Source organism: Brevibacterium sp. S111 (assembly GCF_004745075.1).
In the GTDB taxonomy this organism is placed as follows: domain Bacteria; phylum Actinomycetota; class Actinomycetes; order Actinomycetales; family Brevibacteriaceae; genus Brevibacterium.
The window spans coordinates 92,552-119,303 of record NZ_RHFH01000010.1; the positions used below are offsets into that span (position 1 = coordinate 92,552).

Annotated in this window: 28 protein-coding genes and 1 pseudogene; 11 read left to right on the forward strand and 18 right to left on the reverse strand. The window is 66.0% G+C overall.

Annotated features, from left to right (window positions below; translation table 11 throughout):
- Positions 1-26: 26 nt before the first annotated feature.
- From EB836_RS12675 to EB836_RS12685, 3 genes are read right to left on the reverse strand one after another with little or no spacing between them, the layout of a single operon-like run.
- Positions 27-920, reverse strand: coding sequence for an RNA methyltransferase (locus EB836_RS12675; protein ID WP_135540947.1), 894 nt, complete (start codon positions 918-920; stop codon positions 27-29).
- Complete coding sequence (locus EB836_RS12680) at positions 917-1,753, reverse strand: sulfite exporter TauE/SafE family protein (protein WP_135540948.1); 837 nt, start codon at positions 1,751-1,753, stop codon at positions 917-919. The genes EB836_RS12675 and EB836_RS12680 overlap by 4 nt, the downstream gene beginning before the upstream one ends.
- Before the next feature lie 2 nt (positions 1,754-1,755).
- Complete coding sequence (locus EB836_RS12685) at positions 1,756-2,541, reverse strand: ABC transporter ATP-binding protein (RefSeq protein WP_135540950.1); 786 nt, start codon at positions 2,539-2,541, stop codon at positions 1,756-1,758.
- Between the two features lie 44 nt (positions 2,542-2,585).
- On the opposite strand from EB836_RS12685, the gene EB836_RS12690 reads away from it, so the two are divergent.
- On the forward strand, positions 2,586-3,320 hold the full coding sequence (locus EB836_RS12690) for a hypothetical protein (protein WP_135540952.1): 735 nt from the start codon (positions 2,586-2,588) through the stop codon (positions 3,318-3,320).
- Positions 3,317-3,994 (forward strand): phosphoserine phosphatase SerB, encoded by a 678-nt coding sequence (gene serB, locus EB836_RS12695; protein WP_135540954.1) that lies wholly within the window; start codon positions 3,317-3,319, stop codon positions 3,992-3,994. Before EB836_RS12690 ends, serB begins: the two co-directional genes overlap by 4 nt.
- A 151-nt stretch (positions 3,995-4,145) precedes the next feature.
- On the opposite strand, the gene EB836_RS12700 is transcribed toward serB, so the two are convergent.
- From EB836_RS12700 to EB836_RS12710, 3 genes are all read right to left on the reverse strand, one after another.
- Positions 4,146-4,652, reverse strand: coding sequence for a histidine phosphatase family protein (locus EB836_RS12700; RefSeq protein ID WP_135540955.1), 507 nt, complete (start codon positions 4,650-4,652; stop codon positions 4,146-4,148).
- A gap of 10 nt (positions 4,653-4,662) precedes the next feature.
- Positions 4,663-5,421 (reverse strand): enoyl-ACP reductase FabI, encoded by a 759-nt coding sequence (fabI, locus tag EB836_RS12705; protein WP_135540957.1) that lies wholly within the window; start codon positions 5,419-5,421, stop codon positions 4,663-4,665.
- A 116-nt stretch (positions 5,422-5,537) separates the two neighbouring features.
- Positions 5,538-6,248 (reverse strand): beta-ketoacyl-ACP reductase, encoded by a 711-nt coding sequence (locus EB836_RS12710; protein ID WP_135540959.1) that lies wholly within the window; start codon positions 6,246-6,248, stop codon positions 5,538-5,540.
- 130 nt (positions 6,249-6,378) lie between these two features.
- On the opposite strand from EB836_RS12710, the gene EB836_RS12715 reads away from it, so the two are divergent.
- The 3 genes from EB836_RS12715 to EB836_RS12725 are packed head-to-tail and all read left to right on the forward strand — an operon-like array spanning position 6,379 to position 7,915.
- Positions 6,379-6,804: a DUF3099 domain-containing protein gene (locus EB836_RS12715; RefSeq protein WP_135540961.1), complete on the forward strand. Its 426-nt coding sequence runs from the start codon at positions 6,379-6,381 to the stop codon at positions 6,802-6,804.
- Positions 6,801-7,013, forward strand: coding sequence for a hypothetical protein (locus tag EB836_RS12720; RefSeq protein ID WP_135540963.1), 213 nt, complete (start codon positions 6,801-6,803; stop codon positions 7,011-7,013). The genes EB836_RS12715 and EB836_RS12720 overlap by 4 nt, the downstream gene beginning before the upstream one ends.
- Entirely contained in the window at positions 7,010-7,915 is a 906-nt protein-coding gene (locus EB836_RS12725) for an SURF1 family protein (RefSeq protein WP_135540965.1), read from the forward strand. Before EB836_RS12720 ends, EB836_RS12725 begins: the two co-directional genes overlap by 4 nt.
- Positions 7,916-7,921: 6 nt before the next feature.
- Here EB836_RS12725 and EB836_RS12730 read toward each other — a convergent pair whose 3' ends face one another.
- The 10 genes and pseudogenes from EB836_RS12730 to EB836_RS12775 form a co-directional block, all read right to left on the reverse strand.
- Positions 7,922-9,520, reverse strand: a complete 1,599-nt coding sequence (locus tag EB836_RS12730; RefSeq protein WP_135540967.1) for an ABC-F family ATP-binding cassette domain-containing protein — start codon at positions 9,518-9,520, stop codon at positions 7,922-7,924.
- Positions 9,521-9,798: 278 nt separating this feature from the next.
- Positions 9,799-10,254 (reverse strand): annotated as a pseudogene (locus EB836_RS18505) (ribonuclease H); the annotation flags it as partial.
- A gap of 246 nt (positions 10,255-10,500) precedes the next feature.
- A complete protein-coding gene (locus EB836_RS12740) occupies positions 10,501-10,836 on the reverse strand; it encodes a metal-sulfur cluster assembly factor (RefSeq protein ID WP_025778421.1) in 336 nt (111 codons plus the stop codon).
- Positions 10,829-11,308, reverse strand: coding sequence for a Fe-S cluster assembly sulfur transfer protein SufU (gene sufU, locus EB836_RS12745; RefSeq protein ID WP_167854452.1), 480 nt, complete (start codon positions 11,306-11,308; stop codon positions 10,829-10,831). Before sufU ends, EB836_RS12740 begins: the two co-directional genes overlap by 8 nt.
- A 16-nt stretch (positions 11,309-11,324) precedes the next feature.
- Complete coding sequence (locus EB836_RS12750) at positions 11,325-12,575, reverse strand: SufS family cysteine desulfurase (protein ID WP_135540971.1); 1,251 nt, start codon at positions 12,573-12,575, stop codon at positions 11,325-11,327.
- Complete coding sequence (sufC, locus tag EB836_RS12755) at positions 12,575-13,333, reverse strand: Fe-S cluster assembly ATPase SufC (RefSeq protein WP_135540973.1); 759 nt, start codon at positions 13,331-13,333, stop codon at positions 12,575-12,577. The genes EB836_RS12750 and sufC overlap by 1 nt, the downstream gene beginning before the upstream one ends.
- A 24-nt stretch (positions 13,334-13,357) precedes the next feature.
- Positions 13,358-13,675 (reverse strand): non-heme iron oxygenase ferredoxin subunit, encoded by a 318-nt coding sequence (locus tag EB836_RS12760; protein ID WP_167854455.1) that lies wholly within the window; start codon positions 13,673-13,675, stop codon positions 13,358-13,360.
- 2 nt (positions 13,676-13,677) lie between these two features.
- Positions 13,678-14,853, reverse strand: coding sequence for a Fe-S cluster assembly protein SufD (gene sufD / locus EB836_RS12765; protein ID WP_135540977.1), 1,176 nt, complete (start codon positions 14,851-14,853; stop codon positions 13,678-13,680).
- Positions 14,854-14,896: 43 nt separating this feature from the next.
- Positions 14,897-16,327 carry a Fe-S cluster assembly protein SufB gene (sufB, locus tag EB836_RS12770; protein ID WP_135540978.1) on the reverse strand — a complete coding sequence of 477 codons (1,431 nt, stop codon included), beginning with the start codon at positions 16,325-16,327 and terminating at the stop codon, positions 14,897-14,899.
- Positions 16,324-17,043 carry a helix-turn-helix domain-containing protein gene (locus EB836_RS12775; RefSeq protein WP_135540980.1) on the reverse strand — a complete coding sequence of 240 codons (720 nt, stop codon included), beginning with the start codon at positions 17,041-17,043 and terminating at the stop codon, positions 16,324-16,326. Before EB836_RS12775 ends, sufB begins: the two co-directional genes overlap by 4 nt.
- 115 nt (positions 17,044-17,158) lie before the next feature.
- Between EB836_RS12775 and EB836_RS12780 the strand changes: the two genes are divergently transcribed.
- The 3 genes from EB836_RS12780 to EB836_RS12790 are packed head-to-tail and all read left to right on the forward strand — an operon-like array spanning position 17,159 to position 19,715.
- A complete protein-coding gene (locus EB836_RS12780; RefSeq protein WP_135540982.1) occupies positions 17,159-18,076 on the forward strand; it encodes an ABC transporter ATP-binding protein in 918 nt (305 codons plus the stop codon).
- Complete coding sequence (locus tag EB836_RS12785; RefSeq protein WP_135540984.1) at positions 18,073-18,804, forward strand: ABC transporter permease; 732 nt, start codon at positions 18,073-18,075, stop codon at positions 18,802-18,804. The genes EB836_RS12780 and EB836_RS12785 overlap by 4 nt, the downstream gene beginning before the upstream one ends.
- Positions 18,805-18,812: 8 nt before the next feature.
- Positions 18,813-19,715 (forward strand): COX15/CtaA family protein, encoded by a 903-nt coding sequence (locus EB836_RS12790; protein WP_135540986.1) that lies wholly within the window; start codon positions 18,813-18,815, stop codon positions 19,713-19,715.
- A gap of 327 nt (positions 19,716-20,042) precedes the next feature.
- Here the strand turns inward: EB836_RS12790 and EB836_RS12795 are convergent, their stop codons facing one another.
- Positions 20,043-21,029 (reverse strand): heme o synthase, encoded by a 987-nt coding sequence (locus EB836_RS12795; protein ID WP_135540988.1) that lies wholly within the window; start codon positions 21,027-21,029, stop codon positions 20,043-20,045.
- Positions 21,030-21,126: 97 nt separating this feature from the next.
- Entirely contained in the window at positions 21,127-21,654 is a 528-nt protein-coding gene (locus tag EB836_RS12800) for a hypothetical protein (RefSeq protein ID WP_135540990.1), read from the reverse strand.
- A 226-nt stretch (positions 21,655-21,880) separates the two neighbouring features.
- Between EB836_RS12800 and tkt the strand changes: the two genes are divergently transcribed.
- Genes tkt through EB836_RS12815 form a run of 3 tightly spaced genes read left to right on the forward strand, consistent with a single transcriptional unit; the run spans position 21,881 to position 26,690 of the window.
- Positions 21,881-23,962, forward strand: a complete 2,082-nt coding sequence (tkt, locus tag EB836_RS12805; protein WP_135540992.1) for a transketolase — start codon at positions 21,881-21,883, stop codon at positions 23,960-23,962.
- Entirely contained in the window at positions 23,959-25,062 is a 1,104-nt protein-coding gene (gene tal / locus EB836_RS12810; RefSeq protein ID WP_135540994.1) for a transaldolase, read from the forward strand. Before tkt ends, tal begins: the two co-directional genes overlap by 4 nt.
- Entirely contained in the window at positions 25,059-26,690 is a 1,632-nt protein-coding gene (locus tag EB836_RS12815) for a glucose-6-phosphate isomerase (protein ID WP_135540996.1), read from the forward strand. Before tal ends, EB836_RS12815 begins: the two co-directional genes overlap by 4 nt.
- Positions 26,691-26,752 lie beyond the last annotated feature (62 nt).

Here is a 26,752-nt window from a genome sequence, read left to right on the forward strand (position 1 = left end):
GCCGTCGGTTCCTCTGGTCGCAGAGCTCAGTCGCTCTGCAGAGCGAAGCAGGTCACCGCCGAGGCGGCCGCGACGTTGAGCGAATCGACTCCCCCGCTCATGGGGATCATCACGGTCGAATCGCAGGCGGCGATCGTCGATCTCTTCAGACCCTCACCCTCGGTGCCGAAGACGACGGCGGTGCGTTCTGGGGCGGATGCGGCGAAGTCGCGCAGACCCACCGAATTCTCGTCGAGCGCCAGTGCCGCAACGTGGAAGCCCAGGTCCTGCAACGATCCGATTCCGGCGGGCCAGCGCTCGATGCGTGTCCACGGCACCTGGAACACCGTGCCCATGGACACGCGGATCGACCGACGGTAGAGCGGGTCGGCGCAGCGTGGAGTCACGAGTACGGCGTCGACGCCGAAGGCCGCAGCGGATCGGAAGATCGCGCCGACGTTCGTGTGGTCGACGATGTCCTCGATGACGACGAGGCGCCGGGCCCCGGCGACCACGGAGGCGACCTCGGGCAATGCGGGTCGGCCCATGGCGGACAGAGCGCCTCGGTGGAGGTGGAAGCCGGTGAGCGACTCCACGGCGGCGTCGGTGCCGATGAAGATCGGCACATCATCGGCGGCGATGAGATCCGCGAGGTCGAACAGCCACTTCGGACTCGTGAGGTAGGACCGGGCCCTCATGCCGGCGGCATGGGCCCGGCGGATGATCTTCGAGGACTCGGCGATGAAGAGACCCTCGGCAGGTTCCCGCACGCTGCGCAGCGCCACATCGGTCAGCTGCGTGTAGTCGTGCATCTCGGTAAGACCGCCCGCGGCCAGATCCGCCTCGTCGAAGAAACGCAGACGTGCGGCGGCGATGCCCAGCTCGGCGGCCCGGTCGATGACCTGCTGCCGGGTGAGAGGAGCCTTGGCCGGGGTGTTCACAGGGTGAGGATCCTCCAGATCGCAACGAGGCCGAGGGCGACGATGACCGTGCGCAGCAGCACCGGGGAGAAGCGACGGCCGACCCGAGCTCCGAAGTACCCGCCGATGAGCGAGCCGACGGCGATGCAGATGACGGCGATCCAGTTGATGCGGTCGTGGCCGACGATGATGTACGTGCTCGCCGAGACCGTGTTGACGACGAGGACGAGGACGTTCTTCAGACCGTTGAGGCGCTGCAGATCGTCGGGCAGCAGCAGACCGAGGAGCGCGATGAGGATGATGCCCTGCGCAGCGGCGAAGTACCCGCCGTAGATCGCGGTAAGGAAGACGACGAGGAGCACGGCCAGATACCGACCGGTCGAGAGCTGGTCCCCCGCCGAGGCGGCTCTGTGCTCGATCCCGGCTGCCTCGGCGCGGCGCAGCGACCGGCTCTTCAGGTACCGGGACAGGTACGGCTGTCCGACGACCATGATGAGTGCGACCACGAGGAGGACGGGCACGATCGTCTCGAACGCGTCCTCGGGCAGGTGCAGAAGCAGATACGCCCCGGTCAGTGAACCCAGCAGCGAGGCGGGAACGAAGCCGAGGATGCGTCTCCACTGACCGCGCAGCTCCTCACGGTAGCCGAAGGAGGAGGCGATGTTGCCGGGGATGAGGCCGACGGCGTTGCTCATCGTCGACACGACGGGCGCGACGCCGAAGGCCACGAGCGCGGGAAACGTGATCAGGGTGCCGGATCCGACGACGGCGTTGATGCCGCCGGCCGCGACTCCGGCCAGGACGATCAGGGCGATCTGCCACGGTTCGAGGCTGAGACTCTGCCACAGCTCCATGCTCAGCGGGCGGAACGAGCGTGGTAGCGCTGACCGTCGCGGGTGAGCTTGACGTCGATGCCGAAGGTCGCGGCGAGGTTATCGGCAGTCAGGGTCTCCTCGATCGGACCTGAGGCCAGATCGGTGCCTTCGGAGAGCAGCAGCACGTGGGTGATCCCCTCCGGGATCTCCTCGACGTGGTGAGTGACCATGATCGTGGCCGGCGCCCACTTCGACGACAGGATCTCCGAGAGCGCACCGAGCAGCTCTTCACGTCCGCCGAAGTCGAGCCCGGAGGCCGGTTCGTCGAGCAGCAGCAGCTCGGGATCGGTCATGAGCGCGCGAGCGATCTGCACCCGCTTGCGTTCGCCTTCGGACAGGGTGCCGAAGGTGCGTTCGGCCAGATGGGTGATGCGGAAGGCCGCAAGCAGGTCGTGGGCGCGATCGATGTCGTCGCGTTCGTACTCTTCGACCCAGCGTCCGGTGACGCCGTAGGCAGCGGTGAGCACGGTGTCGAGGACCGCTTCGGAGCCGGGGATGCGGTTGGCCAGCGCGGTCGAGGCATAGCCGATGCGCGGGCGCAGTTCGAACACGTCGACACGCCCGAGCTGCTCCTCGAGGATGCCGACCGTGCCCGTCGTCGGGTGCATACGTCCGGCGGCGAGTTCGAGCAGGGTCGTTTTGCCCGCGCCGTTGGGTCCGAGCACAGCCCAGTGCTCGCCCTCGGCGACGGTCAGCGAGAAATCGTCGAGGAGGAAATTCGACCCCCGGCGCACGGACACGGAATCCAAAGTCAGGACATCACTCATATCCTCAGACTCTATCGCAGGCGAGCCGTCTATTCTGGTTCGACATGGACCTGACGACCGACTCCCTGCTGCTGACCCTGGCGATCAATCACCGCCTGCGCTCGACCCTGCCCCCTGACGAGGTCACCTCCGCGTTTCTCGACGATGATCGTGATGTTCCTCTCATCGTCTCCGACGAGGTGTTCGGGACCTCCGCTCCGACGGGCCTGCTGCTCTTCATCGCCGAGGCGGCCGCCGCCGGAATCACGCACGCGCGGCTGGCGCTGCACCACCCATCGCTGCCGCACACGACTCCCCCGGTCGACCGGGATGCGCGCACGCAGGTCGGCCGCCACAGTGCCCCCGTCGTCCTCCACCGAGGTGATGAACAGGCGGCCATCGCGCTCATCGGGGCCGAGGCGAACGTCGAGATCATCGCCTGTCGGCCCACTCCCTTCCGACCGGTGACCGTCGGCACGTCCGCGGAGGCGCTGCGACGGCTGCGACTGCTCGTGATCGAGGGTCTCAACCTCATCGAGACCCTCGACGTCCCCGAGGAGTGGCGGCAGGGCCCGTGGCGGGATTGGCAGGAGGAACTGTCGACGATGCATCCGATCTCCCGGCTCATCCCCACCGAGGCCGATTCCCGGGCGATCTACGCAGCCCTCGACATCCATCACCGCTTAGCCGCTGTGCTCGCTCCGGCCACGGTGGCTCCGCCGCAGTTCGGGGCGCTGCTGTCTCAGCTGCATCCCGCGGCCGCCGACTACATCATGGCTGTGGCTACGATGAAGGGATGAACGAGACCGCAGAGGCCGCAGCCGCCCATCTCCCCGTCCGACTGCTCGTCATGGACGTCGACTCGACGTTCATCAACGAGGAGGTCATCGACCTCATCGCCGCTCACGCCGGGGTCGGCGACCAGGTCGCCGCAATCACCGAACGGGCGATGGCCGGTGAACTCGATTTCGCCGCGTCCCTGGCCGAGCGGGTCGCACTGCTGGCCGGACTGCCGGAGACCGTGCTCGACGAGGTGCGGGAGCAGATCACCCTCACCGAGGGGGCCCGTCAGCTCGTCGCCGCGGTCCATGACGCGGGAGGCCGGGTCGCCCTCGTGTCCGGAGGCTTCACCGCGATCATCGCACCTGTGGCCGCCGAGCTCGGCATCACCGATGTCTTCGCCAACGGGCTGGAGGTCGTCGAGGGCCATCTCACCGGTCGCACCAGCGGTCGCGTCATCGATCCGAGCGCGAAGGCAGAGATCTTCGAGGATCTGCTCGCCGCTGGTGAGTACGACCGTGCCGAGAGTGTGGCGATCGGCGACGGCGCCAATGACATCGGGATGATCGAGGCCGCGGGCGTCGGGGTGGCGTTCTGCGCGAAGCCGGCCCTCGTCGCCGCCGCCGATGTCTCGGTGTCGACCAGGAACCTGCGCGAGGTGCTCACGATCGTCAGCAGCCGCGCACACGACTGAAAACCGCCGACCGTCAGCTTCGGCATCAGACCCGGCAGAGACGGCCCCGTCGCAGGTGGCCCCGACACAGACGACTGAGGCCCTCCGAACGAATCGGAGGGCCTCAGGGATGTCACGATCAGATCATGCCGGAAACGTTTGCCGGCACGGATCACACGCCGTGGAAGACTCGGATCTGCGGTGCCGGGCAGGTCCCCGGCTCGACGTCCCAGCTTTCGAGGTCGAAGACCGCGATCGAGGAGGGACGGAACGGATCCGGGACTCCGCCGGCCGGGTTGAGGTAGCCGATCACCTCGGCGACGGTGGGCTGGTGTCCGACGATATAGGCGCACTGCGCGTCGGCGGGGATCGAATTGATCGCATCGATCCAATCCGCGACCTCACCGGCGTAGAGGGACTCGTCCTCACGCAGGCTCAGCACGCCCGGGGCGTCGAGCGAACCGCCGTGGGCCCGATTGACGGCTTCGACGACGGCTTGACCGGTCTGCACGGTGCGTCTGGCCGCCGAGGCGATGGCGACATCGGGTGACCATCGTTCGGCGATCTCTGCGCCGGCCTCGACCGCTTGGGCCAGACCTTTGGAGTCCAAGGACCGTTCGAAGTCCGTGGCACCTTGCGCCTCCGCCTTCGCATGGCGGGCGAGGATGAGCACTGGCATGAGCGGTCTCTCAGGCTCCGGTGGAGTGGAAGCCGCCGTCGACGTGGACCATTTCGCCGGTGGTGGCGGGGAACCAGTCCGAGAGCAGGGCGACGATGGCCTTGCCGGCGGGGGTGGTGTCCGTCTGATCCCAGCCCAGCGGTGCACGGTCGCCCCACATGTCTTCGAGGGTTCCGAAGCCGGGGATCGACGTGGCAGCGGTGGTCTTGAGCGGTCCGGCCGAGACGAGGTTGACGCGCACACCGTCGTCTCCAACGTACTTCGCGAGGTACCGGGCGGTGGATTCGAAGGCGGCCTTGGCCACGCCCATCCAGTCGTAGACGGGCCAGGAGATGGTCGCGTCGAAGGTGAGACCGACGACACCGGCGCCCTTGTTGAGCACGGGCTTGGCGGCCACGGTGATCGCCTTGAGCGAGTAGGCGGAGACGTGGATGGCAGCGGAGACCGACTCCCACGGGGTGTCGAGGAACACGCCGCCGAGAGCGTCCTTCGGTGCGAAGGCGATGGCGTGGACGATGCCGTCGATGTTGCCGCCGAGGCGCTCGGGCAGAGCCGCGAGGTCGTCGTCATTGGTGGCGTCGAGTTCGATGACCTTCGGGGTCTCGGGCAGACGCTCGGCGATGACCTGGGTGATCTTCATCTGCCGACCGAAGCTCGAGAGGATGACCTCGGCTCCCTGCTCCTGTGCGATGCGGGCGGCGGCGAAGGCGATCGAGGCCTCGGTGAGCACGCCGGTGACGAGGATGCGCTTTCCGTCAAGAATTCCCATGGTGGTCCTTTCTCAGAAGGGGTGATTGCGTGTGGGTGATGCCGCGTGGAGCGGGGTCTCTGTGCTGAAGTCTACGGGCTGTGAAGCGGCACGGCCGCATCGGAGGGAGTCCGGGATCAGTGGCCCATGCCGAGGCCGCCGTCGACGGGGATGACGGCACCGGAGATGTAGGCGGCCTCGTCGGAGGACACCCAGCGGACGACCTTCGCGACTTCGGCCGGTTCGGCGAAGCGCTTGGCCGGAATGGTCGAGAGGTACTCGGTGCGCTGCTTCTCGCTGAGCTCGTCGGTCATGTCCGTGCGGATGAAGCCGGGGGCGACGACGTTGGCGGTGATTCCGCGGGAGCCGAGCTCACGGGTGATGGAGCGGGCGAGGCCGACGAGTCCGGCCTTCGACGCCGAGTAGTTGGCCTGGCCGGGCACGCCGTAGAGGCCCGAGACCGAGGAGATGAGGACGATGCGGCCGCGCTTCGCGCGGATCATGCCGGTGATGGCGCGTTTGACGGTGCGGAACGCACCGGTGAGGTTCGTGTCGAGGACGGATTCGAATTCCTCGTCGTTCATCCGCATGAGCAGGTTGTCCGCGGTGATGCCGGCGTTGGCGACGACGACCTCGACGGGTCCGAGCTTGTCTTCGATCTCGGCGAACGCCCGGTCGATGGACTCGGTGTCGGTGACATCGGCGGACACGGCCAGGGCGCCTTCGGGGGCCTGTCCGTTCCGGGAGGTGACGGCCACATTGTCACCCTGAGCGATGAACTCCTCGGCGATGGTGCGGCCGATGCCGCGGTTGCCGCCGGTGACGAGGACTGTGCGTGGTTCTGACACGTTTGACTCCTGTTGATCGACTGTCTTCTTCAAACCTATCGTGGACAAACCTATCCTGTCCCCCGGCCCGTGGATACGTCTCTCACAAAGGACGAGTATCATCTTTAGCAGTCATCGATCGAAGAAGGATATGGTCAGGCACTCGCAGCAGATCACAACGGCAGATACCGCCCTTGATGACGATATGAGGTCTCGGATCATCAAGTATTCGATCACCATGGGCATCAGGACGGTCTGCTTCGTGGCCGCCTATTTCGCTTTCGTCGCCGACCTCCACGTCCTCATGTGGATCTGCGTGGCCGGTGCCGTGATTCTGCCCTATCCTGCCGTGATCTTCGCCAATGCCGGTCGCGAACGCACGAGTGACGACGCCTCGGCGCTGCTCGACCAGGCTCCGTTGGCGGAACTGCCTCCCGCGCGGGGAGAGACGATCAGCGAAGACGGCACGAACTCGGACTCCGAGGACACGGTGCCCGGTGAGACGGTCGATGACGCACACGAGACCATTCCGGGTGAGACCGTCGATGAGGGCAAGGACGAGGGTGAGCAGGCATGAGCGAGGAATTGCAGTGTTCGGCCAAGGGCTGCCGGGCGTCGGCGACGCGGGCGATCCTGTGGAACAATCCGCGTCTGCACGCTCCGGAGCGGAAGAAGACCTGGCTGGCCTGTGCCGACCATCTTGAGTACCTGCGCGACTTCCTCACCCTGCGCGACTTCTATCTCAGTGACGTATCCATCGACGACATTCCGGAGGACGCCGGTTGAGCCGCTATTCCTTCCTCTTCACCGCACGCTGGCTCAAATACATCGCCATGGCGATCATCGTCATCATCGCCTGCGTCTTCCTCGCCCTGTGGCAGAAGGACCGCCGCGACCAGCGGGAACAGGAGATCGCCACGATCACCGCGAACCACTCCGCCGACCCGGTGGCCCTCGAATCGGTGCTGCCGACCCCGGGGTCGACATTGGCGACCACCGAGGAGTGGACGCAGGTGGAGATGCGCGGGACGTTCTCCGACGACGGCACCGTCCTCGCCCGCAACCGCACCGTCGAGGACACTCCCGGCTTCTACGTCGTGACCCCGTTCGAACTCGATGATGGCACCAGGATCGCCGTGGTCAGGGGCTTCACCTCCGAGAAGGACTCCGTACCGGCGGCTCCACGCGGTGAGCAGACCGTCGTCGCGCACCTGCGGCCGGCACAGGACGGGGCCGATGACGACAACCCGCAGGGCATGATCAAAGCCATCGACCCGGCTCGCATCCCCGGAATGGACGACGCCTACTCCCATGTCTACGGCGAAGCCTCATCCGTCGGCACCGGCGGAGACGTGGAAGACGGGCTGACCCCGCTGCCGATGCCCGAACTCGATCCGGGCAACCACCTGTCCTATATGCTCCAGTGGTTCGCTTTCGGAATCATGATCATCATCGCTGTCGCGATCTCCGCTCGCAGGGAACGCAGAGCCGCCGCCGAGGCGGACGAACGTCGCGGTGACAGCAGCAGTGAATTCGTCGTCATCGACAAGGCCGCCCTCGACGCGGGGGCGAAGGTCAGCCAGCCGGGAAGCCGGTACGGACGCAACCGCTTCGCCTCCCCCGGAGTCCACGGTCAGGCAGAGGCCGAAGAGGACGCGATGTTCGAACAGCGGTTCCGTTCGGAGTGAACCGCCTCAGGCCAAGGTGACGAGGTCGAGGTAGGACTCGTTCCACAGGTCCTCGTCCCCGTCGGGCAGCAGAAGCACCCGGTCGGGATCGAGCGCGGAAACCGCTCCCTCATCGTGGGTCACGAGCACGATCGCGCCTTCGTAGCGGCGGATCGCCGAGAGGATCTCCTCCCTTGAAGCCGGATCGAGGTTGTTCGTCGGCTCATCGAGCAGCAGCACGTTCGCACTCGAGACGACGAGCGTGGCCAGAGCCAGACGCGTCTTCTCACCGCCGGAGAGCACACCGGCGGGCTTGTGGACATCGTCGCCGCTGAACAGGAACGACCCGAGCACATTGCGCACCGCGGTGTCATCGAGGTGCGGGGAGTTGCGCGCCATGTTCTCCAGCACGGTCCGGTCGAGATCGAGGGTCTCGTGCTCCTGCGCGTAGTAGCCGAGCTTGAGTCCGTGACCGGGCACGACCTCCCCCGAATCCGGCTCGTCGAGGCCGGCGAGCAGCCGCAGCAGAGTCGTCTTGCCGGCACCGTTGTAGCCGAGGACGACGACGCGGGTGCCCTTGTCGATGGCGAGGTCGACGCCGGTGAACACCTCGGTCGAACCGTAGATGCGCGACAGTCCTTCGGCGGTGAGCGGGACACGTCCGCAGTCGGCCGGAGCCGGGAAGCGCAGGTTCGCGACCTTCTCCGTGGCGCGTTCGTCCTCGAGCCCGGAGAGCAGACGTTCGGCGCGTTTGGCCATCTGCTGGGCGGCCACGGTCTTCGTCGCCTTGGCCATCATCTTGTTCGCCTGAGCGTTGAGCGCTGCTGCCTTCTTCTCCGCGTTCGCCCGCTCGCGCCGGCGGCGACGCTCATCGTCCTCACGCTGCTTGAGGTAGAGCCGGTAGCCCATCGCATAGATGTCGATGGTCTGCCGGGTCGCGTCGAGGAAGAACACCTTGTTGACGACTTCGTCGATGAGATCGAGATCGTGGCTGATGATGACGAGCCCACCGGAATAGGCCTTGAGGTGATCGCGCAGCCACAGCACGGACTCGGCGTCGAGGTGGTTCGTCGGTTCGTCGAGGATCATCGTGTCCGGAGCGGAGAACAGGATCCGGGCGAGTTCGACACGACGTCGCTGTCCGCCCGAGAGCGTACCGATCTCCTGGTTGATCAGCGTCTCGTCGAGACCGAGGTTCGCTGCGATTGCGAAGGCCTCGGATTCGGCGGCGTATCCGCCGGCGGCCATGAACTCGGCTTCGATGCGCGGATAGCGGTCGATGGCCTTCGTCGCCACCTTCTCATCGGGCGACGCCATCTGGCGTTCGGCCTTGCGCAGTCGCTTCACGAGAACGTCGAGCTCACGGGCCGAGAGGATGCGCTCCATCCCGGTGGCCGTGAGGTCACCGCTGCGCGGGTCCTGAGGCAGGTAGCCGACGGTGCCGGAGACCGACACGGACCCGGCGGAGGCCGGGTGTCTGCCCATGATCACCTTGGTCAGGGCCGTCTTGCCGGCGCCGTTGCGGCCGACGAGACCCACACGGTCTCCCTTGTCCACGCGGAACGAGACTTCGGACATGAGGGTGCGGGCGCCGACGGCGACTTCGAGGCCGGAGGCCTGAATCATTCTGTCTCCAAACTGCGGCCGATGAGTTCGGCCAGAAATTCCTGGGGGTGGATGTCGCGGGCCTGCGCCCGGGCGACGAGTTCGTCTGCAACGGAGGCGGGCACTCGGCAGGACACAACGGTCGTGGGCTCCTGTGACCCAGCGCCGGGTGCCGCTTCGGAGACCGGCGCCGAGGCGGATGCCGACCCCGAATCTGACCCCGGATCTGCCGCCGGTTCCGTCGTGAGCGCCGAATCTGTTGCGGGGGCCGTGCTTGACGACGGCGTCCCCGCGGGGACGTAACCGGGCCCCTCGGGGACCTTCGTGCCCTTCTGATAGGCCGTGGCCGCCGCCCTGGCACGGTCGTCGGCCGCCTCGTTCATCGCGTGGTTGTTGTGTCCCTTGACCCATTCGAATTCGACGTCGCGGCCCTTGAGCGCAGAGTCGAGGAGTTCGAGCAGGTCCCGGTTGAGGACCTCTTTGCCGTCGGCTTTCTTCCAGCCCTTGCGCTTCCAGCCCGGCATCCATTTGGTCAGGGCGTTGATGACGTACTGCGAGTCGCAGAAGATTTTGAGATCTTCGCCTGCCGCGGCGGTCGAGTTCAGCAGGTCAAGCACGGCCATGAGCTCACCGCGGTTGTTCGTCGCGTTCTTCCACCCGCCGGCATGCCAGGAGGTGTCGTCGATGTACCAGGCCCAGCCGGCAGGTCCGGGGTTGCCGAGTGCCGAGCCGTCGGCGGCAGCGATGATCGTCAAAGGTTCTCCTTGGAAAGTCAGGTTCCATTCTTTCACGCCGCGCCCGACCTCGACGTGCGCGGGTCGGTGATCTCCATGACCACGCCGGCGCCCGCGGTTCGGCAATCGGTGCGCTCACCGCCGGATCGGTTCGATCACACAGATCGCCGAGGTGGGGTTGCCCCTTTCGGGTGGCCCCACCTCGGCGATGTGATCGTCGGCGTCCCCGCGGGGACGCGTCCTTCGTCGACTCCGTCGACGGCGGCTTCAGATGTTGAAGCCGAGAGCGCGCATCTGTTCGCGACCGTCTTCGGTGATCTTCTCCGGACCCCATGGCGGCATCCAGACCCAGTTGATCCGGTAGGCCGGCACGATGCCCTCGAGCGACTGTGCGGTCTGATCCTCGATGACGTCGGTCAGCGGGCAGGCCGCCGAGGTCAGAGTCATCTCGATCACGGCGGTGCCGTCGTCTTCGACCGAGAGTCCGTAGACGAGGCCGAGGTCGACGATGTTGACACCGAGCTCGGGATCGACGACATCCATCATCGCTTCGCGCACTTCGTCGACGCTGGCATTCTGCGGAGCGTCTATGACTTCAGGCATGGTGATTCTCCTCACGAGCTGCTTGTGCTTGGTTGAGTGCGTCCTTGAACGCCATCCAGGCCAGGAGAGCGCATTTGATCCTGGCCGGGAACTTGGACACCCCCGTGAACGCCGCGGCGTCGCCGAGGATGGTCTCATCCGCTTCCATTGTCCCACGAGAATGCATGAGTTCGTGGAACGCCGATTCGATCTGCAGCATCTGATCGACCGAGGCGTCTGCGGCCAGTTCGGACAGCACCGAGGCCGATGCCATCGAGATCGAACAGCCGTCCCCGCTCCACCGCACGGCAATGCGACCGTCGTCGAGAAGCTCGATCTCGAGTTCGATCTCATCGCCGCAGGTCGGATTCACCTGGTGCGAACAGCCGTGGCGGCCGGTCGCCTCGTCGCGGAGCAGAGCGGTGTTGCCGGTCCGCGCCCGCGACTGGTCGAGGATGACCTGCTGGTAGAGCTGCTGCATCTGTGTGCTCATCGCGTCACTCCCCTTCTCACGCGACCCCGAAGAAGGGACGCACCTCGGCCAGAGCGGTCAGGAACCGCCGGCAGTCCTCGGCTGTGTTGTACAGGTAGGTGCTCGCCCGCGTCGAGGCGGTGACCCCGAACCGGCGGTGCAGCGGTTGCGCGCAGTGGTGTCCCACACGCACGGCCACACCTTGGGAGTCGAGGTACTGTCCGACGTCATGGGCGTGGACGCCGTCGACGTCGAATGCCACGGTCCCGATCCGTTCTGCGGCATCGCCGAGCACCCGGATTCCGGGGATCTCGGCGATTCCGTCAAGGAGGAGCCGGCCGAGTTCGCGCTCGTGGTCGAAGACGTCCTGCAGCCCCACCTCGGCGAGATAGCCGACGGCGGTGGCGAAGGCCGCAACCTCGGCCACCGGCTGGGTGCCGGCCTCGAAGCGCTGCGGGGCGGGCATGAACTCCGAATCCTCCATGGCCACCGTGGTGATCATCGAACCGCCGGTGAGCACCGGCGGCAGCGCGTCGAGCAGTTCGGACTTCCCCCACAGCACACCGAGCCCCGTGGGACCGAGAGCCTTATGAGCGGAGAAAGCCGCGAAGTCGACGTCGAGGACGGTGAAGTCCACGGGCATGTGCGGCACGGACTGGCAGGCGTCGAGCACAACATAGGCACCGACGGCGCGGGCCCGAGCCACGAGCATCTCGACCGGGTTGATCGTGCCGAGGACGTTGGAGACATGCGTGAACGCCAGCACCTTCGTCGTCTCGTCGACGATCGACTCGAGCTCGGAGAGGTCGAGCTCACCGGAGTCGGTCACCGGCAGCCACCGCAGCTGCGCCCCGGTCGATGCCGCCAGCTGCTGCCACGGCACGAGGTTCGCGTGGTGCTCCATCTCGGTGATGACGATCGAATCCTCGGGGCCGAGGGCGAATCGCTGCGCGGCCTCTCCCCCAAAGCCGCGGCTGGCCCGGTCGATGCCCATGGCCACGATGTTGAGCGCTTCGGTGGCGTTCTTCGTCCAGCACACCTGTTCCGGTGTGCCGCCGACGAGGCCGGCGACGGCGATGCGTCCGTTCTCGAAGGCGTCCGTGGCCTCGACGGCCAGAGAGTGTGCGCCCCGGTGGACCGCGGCGTTGCGCTGTGCGTAGTACTCGACGAAGGTGTCGATGACGCATTGCGGCTTCTGCGAGGTCGCCCCCGAGTCGAGATACGACAGCGGCGACTCCCCGACCCTCACATCGAGGATCGGGAAGTCGCCCCTCAGACGTGAGAACATCAGACGCCGGCGGTGAAGAAGCGGTCGTAGCCTTCGTTTTCGAGGCGTTCGGCCAGTTCCGGCCCGCCTTCCTCGGCCACCTTGCCCTCGATGATCACGTGGACGTGATCGGGCGTGATGTAGTTGAGGATGCGGGTGTAGTGGGTGATGAGCAGAACGCCGACATCGGTGACGCCCTTGACGCGGTTGACGCCTTCGGACACGATGCGCAGCGCGTCGACGTCGAGGCCGGAGTCGGTCTCGTCGAGGACGGCGAACTTCGGCTTGAGCATCTCCATCTGGAGGATCTCGTGACGCTTCTTCTCGCCGCCGGAGAAGCCTTCGTTGACATTGCGCGAGGCGAATGCGGGATCCACGCGCAGGTTCTCCATGGCCTGCTTGAGGTCCTTCGTCCAGTTGCGCAGCTTCGGCGCTTCACCGTCGATGGCGGTCTTGGCCGAGCGGAGGAAGTTCGTCACGGTCACACCGGGAACCTCGACGGGGTACTGCATGGCCAGGAACAGACCGGCCTTGGCACGCTCGTCCACGGCCATGTCGAGCACGTCTTCACCGTCGAGGGTGACCGAACCGGAGGTCACTTCGTACTTTGGGTGGCCGGCCAGAGCGTAGGCCAGCGTCGACTTCCCGGAGCCGTTGGGGCCCATGATGGCGTGGGTCTCGTTCGAGTTGATGACGAGGTTGATGCCATTGAGGATGGGCTTGAGCCCGGTCTCGGTGTTGACACCGACGTGGAGGTCTTCGATCTTGAGAGTGGACATAATGATCCTTTGTCTAGGTCGTGGTCAGTTGAGAATGGTGTTCGTGTCGACGAGGATGCGCCCGGCGATCTCCTTGCAGTCATAGACTGCGACGGGTTCGAAAGCCGGCGGATTCACCGGCTGACCCGTGTTGAGATCGAACTGGGATCCGTGCAGCCAGCACTCGATCGTGCAGTCCTCGACATCGCCCTCGGCCAGCGAGACCTCACCATGGGTGCACAGGTCGTCGATGGCGTGGATGGTGCCGTCGGAATCACGAGCGATGCAGACTTCGAACTCGCCGATCTCGATGCGCATGGTTTCGCCCGGCCCCACCTCGGCGGTGGAGGCCACGTCGATCATGGTCACAGAACGCTCCGGGACAGTTCTTCCTCGATGCGCTCGTTGAGCACATCCTCGATCTCGGGCACCTGGATCTTCTGGATGACTTCGTTGAAGAATCCGCGGACGACGAGTCGGCGGGCGACTTCCTCGGGGATGCCGCGGGACATGAGGTAGAACAGGTGCTCCTCATCGAAGCGTCCCGTCGACGAAGCGTGACCGGCACCGGCGATGTCACCGGTCTCGATCTCGAGGTTCGGCACGGAGTCGGCGCGGGCCCCATCGGAGAGGATGAGGTTCCGGTTGAGCTCGTAGGTGTCGATGTCGAGCGCCTCGGGGCGGATGAGCACATCGCCGATCCAGACGCTGCGTGCGTCCTTGCCCTGCAGGGCACCCTTGTAGTGGACGTTCGACGTCGCCTTCGGCGAGTTGTGGTCGATGTAGGTGCGGTGCTCGAGGTGCTGGCCGGCATCGGCGAAGTAGAGACCGAGCAGTTCGGCCTCTCCGCCGGGAGCCGAGTAGCGCACATTCGTGTTCAGACGCACGATATCGCCGCCGAGGGTGACGTGGATGTGCTTGAACTTCGCGTCCTTGCCCACGATCGCATCGTGCTGACCCATGTGCTGGGATCCGTCGTCCCACAGCTGCAGGGACACGAAGGTGACGTCTGCGCCGTCGCCGATCACGAGGGAGACGAGCTCCGAGTAGCGACTCAGGCCCTCGTGTTCGACGACGATGGTCGCCTTCGCGTTCGCGCCGATCGAGACGACGGTGTGCCCATGGGTGAGCTGGTCGCCCTGACCGTCGGCGTGGATGATCGCGGCGCCGTCGAGCTCCGTGTCCGCCGGCACCGAGTAGTGGGTGACGACGGGGGCGTGCTTGGCGGCGACGACGGAGGGGCGGTCCTCGGGTTCGAGGATGCCGAGCTCCTGGGCGGCCTCGAGCGAGATCTCCTCGACCGACAGGCCGGTCGGCAGATCCGCGTCGATGCGCAGACGCGCATCCGTGGCTTCATCGGTGAAGAAGTCGCTGAGCTTGCGCACCGGGGAGAAGCGCCATTCCTCTTCCCGCCCGGTCGGGACCGGGAAGTCGGCTGGGCTGAAGCTGCGGGTGCGATCGTCGCGCTTCGAGTCGGGGACGTGGACGTCGCCGCCGTGCGAATGCTCCGAGACTCCGAGTGGGTTGGTGGTATCTGTCACGTGAAAACTCCTTGTCAGGCAGGTCGGTGGTGGAAGCTGAAGGTCAGCCCACTGCACCTTCCATCTGCAGTTCGATGAGGCGGTTGAGCTCGAGGGCATACTCCATCGGCAGCTCACGTGCGATCGGCTCGACGAAGCCGCGCACGATCATCGCCATCGCTTCGGTCTCCTCCATGCCGCGGGACATGAGGTAGAAGAGCTGATCCTCACTGACCTTCGACACGGTCGCCTCGTGGCCGAGGGTGACGTCGTCTTCACGGATGTCGATGTAGGGGTACGTGTCCGAACGCGAGATGTTGTCGACGAGCAGGGCATCGCAGAGGACGTTGTTCGACGAACCTTCGGCGCCCGGGTGCACGTGGACGAGTCCGCGGTAGCCGGCACGTCCGCCGCTGCGGGCCACGGACTTCGACACGATCGACGAGTGCGTGTTCGGCGCGGCGTGGACCATCTTGGCACCGGTGTCCTGGTGCTGTCCCTCGCCCGCGAAGGCCACGGCCAGGGTCTCACCGCGAGCATGCTCGCCGGTCATCCACACACCGGGGTACTTCATGGTCACCTTCGAGCCGATATTGCCATCGACCCATTCCATCTGGGAGCCCTCTTCGGCGATCGCGCGCTGAGTGACGAGGTTGTAGACGTTGGTCGACCAGTTCTGGATCGTCGTGTAGCGGACGTGGGCGTCCTTCTTCACGATGATCTCGACGACAGCCGAGTGCAGGGAGTCCGTGTTGTAGATCGGGGCGGTGCAGCCCTCGACGTAGTGGACGTAGGAGCCCTCGTCGGCGATGATGAGCGTGCGCTCGAACTGGCCCATGTTCTCCGTGTTGATGCGGAAGTAGGCCTGCAGCGGGATCTCGACGTGGACGCCCTTGGGGACGTAGATGAAGGACCCGCCCGACCACACGGCGGTGTTCAGCGCGGCGAACTTGTTGTCGCCGGCCGGGATCACCGAACCGAAGTACTCTTCGAACAGTTCGGGGTGCTCACGCAGACCGGTGTCGGTGTCGAGGAAGATCACGCCCTGAGCTTCGAGCTCCTCGTTGATCTTGTGGTAGACGACCTCGGACTCGTACTGAGCGGCGACACCGGCGACGAGACGCTGCTTCTCCGCCTCGGGGATGCCCAGACGGTCGTAGGTGTTGCGGATGTCCTCGGGCAGGTCTTCCCAGGTCTGGGCCTGTCCCTCGGTCGAACGCACGAAGTACTTGATGTCGTCGAACGGCAGCGTCGACAGATCCGCACCCCAGTGGGGCAGCGGCTTCTTGTCGTAGAGGCGCAGAGCCTTGAGCCGACGCTTGAGCATCCACTCCGGTTCGTCCTTGAGCTTCGAGATGTTGCGGACGACGTCTTCGGAGAGCCCGCGCTCGGCGGTCAGTCCCTTATCGTCTTCGTCACGCCAACCGTATGCGTACTGCCCGAGGTCTTTGAGCTCGGGATTCGCATCGATGATCCGATTGCCTGTGTCAGTCATCGTGAACCTCCTTGAGGTCGATCATTGCTGTGGATGAGTGGTCTGGTCAGTTCCGAGGTCGGAATGTGGGTGGTGCACACGTGGTCGCCCTGAGCCAGCGAGGACAGCCGTCTGACGTCCACGCCGAGGTAGTCGGAGAACATCGCGAGCTCTGCTTCGCAGACTTCGGGGAACTCCGCGGCCACGGCCTGGATCGGGCAGTGCCCCTGGCACAGCTGCATCGCCTCGAGGGGGGTTCCGGCCGCAACCGGTGTCGCCGAGGCGGCGTACCCCTCCCGTGTCAGCGCAGCCGCCAACGCCCTGGAGCGTGAAGCCACCGTGGTCCCGCCGCGTTTGTCGAGTTCGGCACCGAGACGGTCCCGCAGCCGAGCCACGAGGTCTTCGGTGAAGTCCTCGACGGCCGACTTCCCGTGCCGGTCCTCCATGAACCGCAGGATGTTGACGGCCAACTCGTCATAGGAATGACTGACCGAGTCGTGCCCGGCCGTCGTGACCACGTAGTGTCGTGCCGGTCGTCCCCTGCCTGCCTGTTTGCCGGCGAGCTCGCGGACCTCGATGAGGCCCTCGCTCTCGAGCGCATCCAGGTGGCGACGGATCGCCGCCGGGGTCAGTTCCAGAGCTTTGGCCAAAGATGAAGCGGTGATCGGCCCTTCGTCGAGCACCGACTGGAAGACCTTCTGCCGGGTTCGGCGATCCTCCGTGTCGTTTGCAGCCATAATCCACCTCCTTGACTAACACAACAATATTGTTGCGTAATTTGTTTCGTAAAACTAGGTGAACCTAACCACCAGCCATTTCGACACCACTTTCGACACGTCGTAGAATGGTCTGGTGTCATCTTCGGCCCTGACCATTCGCGGTCTCCACTACTCCTACGGCGCGCACCGCGTCGTCGACGGCATCGACCTCACAGCAGAGACCGGGGCCGTCCTCGGAGTCCTCGGACCCAATGGCGCTGGCAAGTCGACGACCATCTCCCTGGCGGTGGGCACCCGACGCCCCGACGCCGGCACCGTCGAGATCTTCGGCCATGACCCGGTCCGCGACCACCTCACGACTTCTCAGCTGGCCGGTGTGATGCTCCAGGACGGCGGGTTGCCGATGAGTTCGAAACCGCTGCAGGTTCTTCGCCACCTCGCTTCTCTCTATGAGAACCCGCTGCCGGTGCAGGAACTGGCCGACCCCCTGGGTCTCAACGACTTCGCCGGGCGCACCATGCGCCGCCTCTCGGGCGGACAGAAGCAGCGAGTGGCCCTGGCCGCCGCCCTCATCGGCCGCCCGCAGCTGGTCTTCCTCGACGAACCCTGCGCGGGCCTCGATCCGCAGGCGCGGGAAGTCGTCCACACCTTCATCCGCGAGCTCGCCGACCGCGGCGTCGCGGTCGTCCTCACCACGCACGACCTCGTCGAGGCGGAGGAGCTCTCCGACGAAGTCGTCGTCATCGACCGCGGTCGCATCATCGCCCAAGGTGCCCCGGAGGAGCTGCGCAATGCCTCCGCCGCTGCCCGGTCGCTCACCATCGATCTCGACTCGCCCGTCTCGGACCGACTCATCGACCGGATCGCCGCCATCGCCCCCGCCTCGGCGCAGGGCTCGACCATCACCGTCGAGGGCGCGCCGGATTCGGCACGGATCGCAGCCGTCTGCACCGCCGTGGCCGAGGCGGATGTGCAGATCATCGACATCGGCATGCACTCTCAGTCGCTGGCCGATGTCTTCTTCGAGCTCACGGGGAGGCCGCTGCGATGAGGATGAAGCGCATCGTGTCGCAGACGAAGTTCGAGACCGTGTCCGTGCTGCGCAACGGCGAACAGCTGCTGCTGTCGCTGGTGTTCCCGCTCGGGCTGCTCATCTTCCTCTCCCAGACTCCCCTGCTGCGAGGCATCGGCATCATCGAGCCCACAGCCGATCCGCTGACGATCGCCCTGCCCGGTGCTCTGGGGCTGAGTCTGGCCTCGAGCGCCTTCACCGGACAGTCGATCGCGACCGCTTTCGACCGCCGATACGGAGTGCTCAGGCAGCTGGCCACGACCCCGCTGGGCACGAACGGGCTCGTCCTCGGCAAGCTCGGGGCAGTAATCGCCGTCGTGCTCATCCAATACGCGCTCGTCTTCGCCGTGGCATGCGCCCTCGGTTTCCGCGGGCCCGTCGACGTCTTCGCGCTCATCCTGGCCACGCTCTTCGGCACTGCAGCACTGCTCTCGCTCGGTCTGCTCATGGCCGGGACACTGCGGGCCGAGGCGACTCTGGCGGCGACGAACCTCATCTGGGTTCTCATGGCCGGCGTCGGTGGCCTCATCGTCGCGCATCCGGGAGAATGGGGCACGGTCGTGGGCTATCTGCCCTCCGGTGCACTCGGCGACGCCATGCGCGCGGCCATCGGCGACGGCGGCATCGACATCAAAGCAATCATCGTGCTCCTCGCTTGGGGGCTGGTGGGAACTCTTGCGGCACGCAGGTGGTTCCGATTCGAATGAGGAGTGAAGTGGTCACGAAGAAGATCCGCATCGCCGCTTGGGCCATGCTCATCGCCCAGGGCGGAATCATACTGAGCGGCGGCATCGTCCGCCTCACCGGTTCGGGGCTCGGCTGCTCGGACTGGCCGAAGTGCACCCCCGATTCGCTCGTGGCCACCAGCGAAATGGGCATTCACAGCTACATCGAATTCGGCAACCGACTCATCGCGGTTGCGCTGGCGATCCTCGGTGTGTGCATCGCGCTCCTGCTGTGGAAGCACCGCAAGAAGCGTCCCGATCTCTTCTGGCTCAACATCGGTCTGCTCGCCATCGTGCCGGTCCAGGCCGTCGTCGGCGGCATCACCGTGTGGACGAAGCTCAATCCCTGGGTGGTGGCCGGCCACTTCGTTCCCTCGGCGATCGCCGTCGGCGTCGCCGCGTACTTCGTCCGTCGCACCTACGACACCGGCGTGCGTCTGCCGACGCGGGCCGCTTCTCCCCTGCCGACGCTGAGCTGGATCATGCTCGGTCTCACCGCGATCATCGTCGTCTTCGGAGTGCTCACCACCGGCGCCGGACCGCACTCCGGATCGACGATGTCCACCCGCAACGGACTCGACAACATCTGGGTCACCCGGGCCCACGCGTTCCCCGTCTGGCTGCTCGTCATCACCACCGTCGTCGGGCTCGTCCTGGCGAAGCGGAAGGCTGAGACCGCAATGATCGCCCCGCTGAGCGTGCTCCTCATCGTCGAGCTCGCCCAGGGAGTCATCGGCTACGTGCAGTACTTCCTCGGCGTCCCCGAGCTGCTTGTGGCCCTGCACATGCTCGGACTCTCGGCGACGATTGCGGCGAGCGTCGCTGTCGTGGACAGCGCCCACCCGAGAAGCACCGAGGCCACCACCGACCGTTCCCTGTCTGCGATCCCCTGACCACGCCGGGACGGCGAAGGAGACCTCCTTCTCCAGGTCCCCGAACTCGCAGATCCCCTTCGCCGAGCGCTGACTCGGCTTCTTCGAACGCTGACCCGACGAATCCCTCGATGAGGTGTTCGGCCCCATCGTCAACGAGACCGCAGAACCGGTCTGAAACCACCTGGCTCGAGCAGGCCTCCGGCGGTGCAATCAGTGAGGTTTCGAAACCCGAGTGCTTGCCTTTCCTCTCGCGTCCTTCCTCTCGGACAGTTCAAGCCCTCCACCACATGCAGAAGGCTCGTCACCCGATCGGGTGACGAGCCTTCTGTGTATGTTCGGAGCGCCTTACCAGATGCCGGGGATGAGGGTGTCGACGAAGGGATCGATGGCCACTGCGAGGAACAGCAGCGAGAGGTAGGTGATCGAGCCGTGGAAGACCTTCATCGCCTTGAGCGAGGTTCCGTCCTTGCCCTTCTTGGCCCGCGAGACCAGCGAGTAGCACGACCACAGGAACCAGGCTCCGGCACCGACGGCGACGATCGTGTAGACCGGTCCCATCGGGGCCACGGGGATGAGCGCCAGCGAGCAGGCGATCATCGCCCACGTGTAGAGGATCATCTGGCGACCGACCGAGGTCGGCGGAACCTTCGACGGCAGCATCGGCACATCGACGGCATCGTAGTCGGCCTTGTACTTGATCGCCAGCGGCCAATAGTGCGGCGGCGTCCAGAAGAAGACGACGAAAAACAGCAGCACGGGCTCCCAGGCGAGGCTGCCCGTCACCGACGACCAGCCGATGAGCACGGGCATGCAGCCGGCCGCGCCTCCCCACACGATGTTCTGCGTGGTGCGGCGCTTGAGCACGAGGGTGTAGAAGACGGCATAGAGGAGGATCGCAGAGGCGGTCAGTCCCGCCGCAACCCAGTTCGTGAATCCGCCGAGCCAGAAGATCGAGCCGATGCCCAGCGCGAATGCGAAGATCAGCGCAGCGCGGGGACTGATCTCACCGGTGACGAGCGGACGGTCCTTCGTCCGCTCCATCTTCGCGTCGATATCACGATCGACGAAGCAGTTGAACACCGATGCCGAGGCGGCAGCCGCGGCTCCGCCGATGAGCGTGTTGATGACCAGCCAGACATTGGGCATTCCATGAGCGGCCAGGAACATCACAGGGGCGGTCGTGACGAGGAGCAGCTCGATGACACGCGGTTTGGTCAGCGCAATATAGGCGCTGATGATCGATCGCGGTCGGGTGGAGAGATTCTGCTCGTCGATGGCCCTCTGCAGAGGCCGTTCACTCTGCGCTTCCCGGTTCTGACGAAGTTTGCTCACGCCCACGATTCTACCTGCTGTCGAATATTTTGCCAGTCGCGACAGCGACCCGTGTCCGGCTGAATCAGAACCCCGTTGGGACCGTCCGCGGAGGGCCTCAGCGGCGGGTCGAGTCGCGGACGATGGAGACGAGGAAGGCAACCGCGGCGCAGACCGGCGCCAGCACGATGACCTCCACGACAAGAGCGGAGATGAGGTCGAGAGAAGCGGTCGCGGCCTCGGATCTCAGCACAGTGATCCCGACGCCAAGACCGAGCATCCCGCTCAGTCCCGAGTACACGAGCGCCGTGGTCCAGACCAGTCCGCCGTGTCGGGCGTTGAGCATGACGGTCAGGGCGGCGAGGAACGGTGTCAGCAGAAGCGCGGTCCCCAGCGCCCACAGTCCCAGCTCGCCGAGGTCGACGCGGCCGCGCAGCGGCTGACCGAGTGCCGAGGACACGGCGACGGTGGAGAGGATGAACAGGACCGGCAGTGCGAGTCCGATGCGCGAGATGAAACGGCGGGCGCTCACGGTGTGGGCGGCGACCTCGGCGAGGTCGGGCCGCAGACCCTGTGGCCACTTTCGAGAACGCTCCGAGTCGGCCGGAACCGCGACGTCGACCACCGGCTTCGCCCCTTCGCTCACCGTGCTCCCTCTTCTCTCGACCTTCACTCTTCGCCTACCGGCAGTGGTTGGATCGCCAACCACAGCTGTGCGCGAGACCACACTCTACCCGCCGGTAGCCGGAATGTCTCGCACCTCGGCGAAGACCTCGTGGAAGCCTGTGTGTGAACAGGGTCGGGCTATCCGAGGGCCGGCGCGGTAGAGTTTGAGTGCACGCTCTCAGACGAACGAAGGATCGCTCGAAGACATGACAACTCTGTCCTGGACTGAACTCGACAACCGCGCAGTCGACACTGCCCGCCTCCTCGCCGCCGATGCGGTCCAGAAGGCAGGGAACGGACACCCGGGCACCGCGATGAGCCTGGCTCCCATCGCCCACTACCTCTACCAGCAGGGGCTCACCCACGATCCGGCCGACCCGACGTGGGTCGGCCGTGACCGTTTCGTCCTCTCCTGCGGGCACAGTTCGCTGACTCAGTACATTCAGCTCTATCTGGCCGGTTTCGGTCTCGAACTCGACGACCTCAAGGCGCTGCGGACGTGGGGTTCGCTGACTCCGGGCCACCCGGAGGTCGGACACACCGCCGGCGTCGAGATCACCACCGGCCCGCTCGGTTCGGGGCTCGCCTCGGCGGTGGGTATGGCCATGGCGTCCCGTCGCGAACGCGGACTCTTCGACCCCGAAGCGGCACCCGGCACCTCACCGTTCGACCACTCGATCGTCGTGCTCGCCTCCGACGGTGACCTCGAAGAGGGCGTGTCCGGTGAAGCCTCGTCTCTGGCCGGCACGCAGGAGCTGTCGAACCTGCTGGTGATCTGGGATGACAACAGGATCTCCATCGAGGACGACACGGCCATCGCCTTCGGCGAGGACACCGCTGCCCGCTATGCCGCCTACGGCTGGCATGTCCAGCACGTCGACTTCACCTCCGGCGGGGACTACAACGAGGACATGGACGCCTTCCACGCCGCCGTCGAAGCCGCACGTGCCGACTCCCGCCCGTCATTCATCCGTCTCTCGACAATCATCGCCTGGCCGGCCCCGAACGCCCAGAACACCGGCGGTTCGCACGGAGCCGCTCTCGGTGAAGACGAGATTCGCGCGACCAAGGAGATCCTCGGCTTCGATCCGGAGGCGGAGTTCGCCGTCGCCGACGAGGTGCTGGCCCACACTCGTTCGGCTCTCGATCGCGGTCGGAAGGCACACCTGAAGTGGGATGAGTCCTTTGCTCAGTGGCGCAGCGCGAACCCGAAGCGCGCCGAACTCTTCGATCGCCTCTCCACACGTGAGCTTCCGGCCGGTCTCGATGCCGCCTTCCCGGTCTTCGAAGCCAGTGAGAAGGGCATCGCCACCCGTGCGGCCTCGGGTCAGGTCCTCAACGCGATCGCCGAGGTCATGCCTGAGCTGTGGGGCGGATCGGCGGATCTCGCCGGTTCGAACAACACGCTCATCAAGGGCGAGTCGAGCTTCCTGCCCGCCCACCGGTCGACCGGTGCCTTCAGCGGCAACGAATACGGACGCAACATCCACTTCGGCGTCCGTGAGTTCTCCGCCGGTCTCATCGGCAACGGCATCGCCCTGCACGGTGGAACCCGTCCTTACAACGGCACCTTCCTCGTCTTCAGCGACTACCAGCGTCCGGCCGTGCGTCTGGCCGCCCTCCAGCAGCTGCCGAACCTCTTCGTGTGGACCCATGATTCGATCGGTCTCGGCGAAGACGGGCCGACCCACCAGCCGATCGAGCACCTTTCGGCTCTGCGTGCCATTCCCGGCCTCGACGTCGTCCGGCCCGCGGATGCGAACGAGACCGCCGTCGTGTGGCGCAGGATCCTCGACCGCACCGATGGGCCCAGCGGCCTCGTCCTCACCCGTCAGGCCGTGCCGGTCCTCGACCGTGAGAAGTACGCCCCGGCCTCCGAGGCCGCCCGCGGCGGCTATGTGCTCACCGACACCGGAGACCAGCCCGAGGTCGCGATCCTCGCCAGCGGCTCCGAGGTCGCCATCGCCCTCGAAGCGGCTTCGGCCCTGGCCGAAGCCGGAACCGCGGCACGTGTGATCTCCATGCCCTGCCAGGAATGGTTCGATGCGCAGCCCGAGGACTACCGCAGCACGGTCCTGCCGCGCGGACTCAAGGCACGCGTGAGCATCGAAGCCGCTTCGGCGATGAGCTGGCACAAGTACCTCGGCGACGCCGGACGTGCCGTGTCGATCGAGCACTTCGGCGCCTCGGCGGACTACGCGACCCTGTACGAGAAGTTCGGCATCACTTCGGCGGCCGTCGTCGATGCCGCGAAGGAATCCATCAGCGCAGCGAAGGCGGAAGCATGAGTGAACGACTGCATGAGCTGAGCCAGGCGGGCGTGTCGATCTGGCTCGACGACCTGTCCCGCACACGGCTCGAGTCCGGCGATCTCGCCCGACTCATCGACGAGGCCTCGGTCACTGGGGTCACGACGAATCCGACGATCTTCGCGAACGCGATCTCCGCCTCGCAGGCCTATGATTCCGCGGTCGCCGAGCTCGGTGCGCAGGGGGCCGATGTCGATTCGGCCATCGAATCCCTGACCACAGCGGATGTCGCTGAGGCGGCCCGTCTGTTCCGGCCCGTCTTCGACTCCACCGACGGAGACGACGGTCGTGTGTCGATCGAGGTCGCTCCCCCGCTGGCCCACGATGCCGCGGGCACCGTCGAGTCCGCGAAGGCCCTGTGGCAGCGCGTGGGCGAACCGAACGCGATGATCAAGATCCCCGCCACCGAGGAGGGGCTGCGCGCGATCTCCGAGACGATCGCCGCGGGGATCAGCGTCAATGTCACCCTCGTGTTCTCTCTGTCGCGCTACCGCCACGTCGTCGAGGCCTTCCTCCAGGGCCTGGAGAAGGCGCGCGCGGCCGGACACGATCTGTCGACGATCCGGTCGGTCGCCTCGGTGTTCGTCTCCCGCGTCGACGCGGAGATCGATTCCCGCCTCGACGCCCTCGATGATCCGGCGGCGACGGAGCTCAAGGGCCGCGCCGGGATCGCGAACTGCGTGCTCGCCCACGAGATCCACTCGCAGCTGTTCACCTCCGAACGGTTCAAGGTCCTCGAACTCGCCGGAGCTCGTCCGCAGCGTCTGCTGTGGGCTTCGACGGGGGTGAAGAACCCCGACTATGCGGACACCATGTACGTCACCGGGCTCGTCGCCGCGAACACAGTGAACACGATGCCCGAACCGACGATGGAGGCCTTCGCCGACCATGGTGAAATCGCCGACGAGATCACGCCCGAGGACTACCGGGCCGCCGATGAGCTCTTCGACGCTCTGGCCCGCCTGGGGATCGACTATGCCGAGGTGATGACCGTGCTCGAAGAGCAGGGACTGGAGAAGTTCGACGTCAGTTGGGCCGAGCTGCAGGATACGATCCGTACGGCACTGGACCGGTCATGAGACTCGCACTCGAAGTTCCGGTCCAGGACGAGTTCGACGCCGAGTCGGCACGTCTCGTCGAAGCCGGCCTGGCTTCGGCTCTCAGCCGCCAGGACGCTTCGCACTTCGCCGGAGCGCAGGACGCCGCGGACCGTCTCGGCTGGGTCGATCTGCCCGACCGGGCCGAAGAGCTGCTCACCCGGGTCGAGACCCTGCACGCCGAACTCGTCGATCGGGGTCTGCGCACCATCAGCCTCGCCGGGATGGGCGGGTCCTCGCTCGCACCGGAGGTGATGACCGCGGTCGCGGGTGTCCGTCTCGAGGTCATCGATTCGACGGATCCGGATCAGGTCGCCGAGGCGATCGGCACCGATCTCGAACACACCGTCCTCATCGTCGCCTCCAAATCGGGGTCGACGGTGGAGACGGATTCCGTGCGCCGCAGCTTCGCCGCGGCTTTCGAGTCTGTGGGCATCGATCCGGCTTCCCGGATGATCGCGATCACCGATCCGGGCACCGAACTCGATCGACTCGCCAGCGACCTCGGGTTCCTCGCGACCTTCCACGCCGATCCGCAGGTCGGGGGCCGTTTCAGTGCGCTCTCGGCGTTCGGGCTCGTCCCCGCCGGTCTGGCCGGGGCAGATGTGCGATCCATCGTCGCCGAAGCGGCGGCCGCGGCCGCCGAATTGAGCACCGACGCGACCGACAATCCGGCTGTGGCCTTCGGCACGTGGCTGAGCATCGGCCATGCCCGGGCGACGGAGAAGCTCGTGCTTGCCGAGACCTCCCCGCGCCTGCGGGGACTGGCGGCCTGGGTCGAACAGCTCATCGCCGAATCGCTGGGCAAGGACGGACAGGGAATCCTGCCCGTCGTCGTCGATTCCCCCGACGACATCGGTTTCAGCGATGCTCGTGCGGATGCGCTGCTGTGCCTGCTCGGGCCCGCGGCGGATCCATCGGGCCTGGGTGCCCCCTCCGGTTTCGAAGCCACCGTCGACGGCAGCCTCGGCGAGCAGTTCCTGTTCTGGGAGTATGCGACGGCGATCGCAGGCTACAGCATCGGTGTCAATCCCTTCGACCAGCCCGATGTGGAGGCCGCGAAGGAACAGGCCCGACATCTGCTCGACGGACCGGACTCCGGCCGTGCCGAGGAGCCGGTCTTCCGTTCCGGGGACGTCGACGTGATCGAGGTCGTCGACGGCGCCACGGACCTTGTGGGTGCGTTGGAGGAGCTCTTCGCGCAGGTCGACGAATACGGTTACATCGGCATTCAGGCCTATCTCGATCGGATCGCCGACGCCGATGCGGCCACGCTGCGGTCGCTCGTCTCGACGCATGCCGGGGTGCAGACGACGTTCGGTTTCGGTCCCCGGTATCTCCATTCGACCGGTCAGTATCACAAGGGCGGACACCCCAACGGCGTGTTCCTTCAGATCACCGGCGAGGCACGCACCGACCTGCTGGTGCCCGGCCGCGCCTACGGCTTTGCACAGCTCCAGCGTGCACAGGCCGCAGGCGATGCGGCAGTGCTGCGGGACAGCGGCCGTCCGGTACTCAGGGTCCACCTGCTCGATCGTCGCCGTGGTCTGGCACAGCTGCGCGAGGCGATCGGCCGGATCAGCCCCCGCCACCACTTCGGCGTCGACTGACCATGTGACGGATGAGAAGGACCCCGACCGATGCGGTCGGGGTCCTTCTCTTTGTCATCTGC

What these genes read in the sequence shown, in the direction of transcription:
- EB836_RS12720 (WP_135540963.1), top strand. Translation starts at nt 6,801, where the DNA reads ATGAGCGAGGAATTGCAGTGTTCGGCCAAGGGCTGCCGGGCGTCGGCG.
- sufB (WP_135540978.1), bottom strand. Translation starts at nt 16,327, where the DNA reads ATGACTGACACAGGCAATCGGATCATCGATGCGAATCCCGAGCTCAAA.
- serB (WP_135540954.1), top strand. Translation starts at nt 3,317, where the DNA reads ATGAACGAGACCGCAGAGGCCGCAGCCGCCCATCTCCCCGTCCGACTG.
- tkt (WP_135540992.1), top strand. Translation starts at nt 21,881, where the DNA reads ATGACAACTCTGTCCTGGACTGAACTCGACAACCGCGCAGTCGACACT.
- EB836_RS12785 (WP_135540984.1), top strand. Translation starts at nt 18,073, where the DNA reads ATGAGGATGAAGCGCATCGTGTCGCAGACGAAGTTCGAGACCGTGTCC.
- EB836_RS12730 (WP_135540967.1), bottom strand. Translation starts at nt 9,520, where the DNA reads ATGATTCAGGCCTCCGGCCTCGAAGTCGCCGTCGGCGCCCGCACCCTC.
- EB836_RS12680 (WP_135540948.1), bottom strand. Translation starts at nt 1,753, where the DNA reads ATGGAGCTGTGGCAGAGTCTCAGCCTCGAACCGTGGCAGATCGCCCTG.
- EB836_RS12760 (WP_167854455.1), bottom strand. Translation starts at nt 13,675, where the DNA reads ATGATCGACGTGGCCTCCACCGCCGAGGTGGGGCCGGGCGAAACCATG.
- EB836_RS12750 (WP_135540971.1), bottom strand. Translation starts at nt 12,575, where the DNA reads ATGTTCTCACGTCTGAGGGGCGACTTCCCGATCCTCGATGTGAGGGTC.
- tal (WP_135540994.1), top strand. Translation starts at nt 23,959, where the DNA reads ATGAGTGAACGACTGCATGAGCTGAGCCAGGCGGGCGTGTCGATCTGG.
- EB836_RS12690 (WP_135540952.1), top strand. Translation starts at nt 2,586, where the DNA reads ATGGACCTGACGACCGACTCCCTGCTGCTGACCCTGGCGATCAATCAC.
- EB836_RS12685 (WP_135540950.1), bottom strand. Translation starts at nt 2,541, where the DNA reads ATGAGTGATGTCCTGACTTTGGATTCCGTGTCCGTGCGCCGGGGGTCG.
- EB836_RS12700 (WP_135540955.1), bottom strand. Translation starts at nt 4,652, where the DNA reads ATGCCAGTGCTCATCCTCGCCCGCCATGCGAAGGCGGAGGCGCAAGGT.
- EB836_RS12815 (WP_135540996.1), top strand. Translation starts at nt 25,059, where the DNA reads ATGAGACTCGCACTCGAAGTTCCGGTCCAGGACGAGTTCGACGCCGAG.
- sufU (WP_167854452.1), bottom strand. Translation starts at nt 11,308, where the DNA reads ATGAGCACACAGATGCAGCAGCTCTACCAGCAGGTCATCCTCGACCAG.
- EB836_RS12740 (WP_025778421.1), bottom strand. Translation starts at nt 10,836, where the DNA reads ATGCCTGAAGTCATAGACGCTCCGCAGAATGCCAGCGTCGACGAAGTG.
- EB836_RS12715 (WP_135540961.1), top strand. Translation starts at nt 6,379, where the DNA reads ATGGTCAGGCACTCGCAGCAGATCACAACGGCAGATACCGCCCTTGAT.
- sufC (WP_135540973.1), bottom strand. Translation starts at nt 13,333, where the DNA reads ATGTCCACTCTCAAGATCGAAGACCTCCACGTCGGTGTCAACACCGAG.
- EB836_RS12775 (WP_135540980.1), bottom strand. Translation starts at nt 17,043, where the DNA reads ATGGCTGCAAACGACACGGAGGATCGCCGAACCCGGCAGAAGGTCTTC.
- fabI (WP_135540957.1), bottom strand. Translation starts at nt 5,421, where the DNA reads ATGGGAATTCTTGACGGAAAGCGCATCCTCGTCACCGGCGTGCTCACC.